2 protein-coding genes are annotated in these 553 nt (G+C 45.4%); one reads left to right on the forward strand and one right to left on the reverse strand.

Going from position 1 to position 553, the window contains the following annotated elements:
* Window positions 1–276 (forward strand): phosphate-starvation-inducible PsiE family protein (locus R7Q09_RS27590; protein WP_318144137.1); only part of this gene is annotated, 276 nt, incomplete at its 5' end.
* Window positions 277–330: 54 nt separating this feature from the next.
* Here R7Q09_RS27590 and R7Q09_RS27595 read toward each other — a convergent pair.
* The coding region (locus R7Q09_RS27595; RefSeq protein ID WP_318144138.1) for an endoribonuclease YicC domain-containing protein at window positions 331–553 on the reverse strand (223 nt) is incomplete at its 5' end.

A 553-nucleotide genomic window follows, 5' to 3' on the forward strand; every position in this document is an offset into this window, starting at 1 on the left:
TTGACGGACATCTTATTGATGTTCATCTATCTTGAGGTTTTAGCGATGGTGCAGCAGTTTGTGATGAACGGTAAGATCCCCGTTCGCTATCCTATCTATATCGCGATGATGGCCATTGCTCGCTACATCACCTTAGGTATGAAAGAGTTGGATGCCACTTTGGTGGTTTGGCTTTCTATTGCGGCGTTTATCTTGGCGGCAGCGACCTTGGTGATTCGCGTTGGACACCACTATTGGCCGTATGTTGACAACCGAACCTTGGAAAAAGACGAATAAAATAAAGCCCCGCACTAAGCGGGGCTTTCAATATGTAATCTAAATGTTTTTAGATTATTCGATGTTTTGGATCTGTTCGCGCATTTGTTCGATCAGAACTTTCAGTTCAACACCCGACGCAGTGATGTCGGTGCTGATCGATTTAGAAGCGAGCGTGTTTGACTCACGGTTGAATTCTTGCATCATGAAATCCAGACGACGACCGACTGCGCCACCTTTTTTCAGGATGTTGGTCGTTTCTTTCACGTGAGAATCCAAACGATCTAGCTCTTCTGCA

The organism is Vibrio sp. 2130-1 (assembly GCF_033339515.1).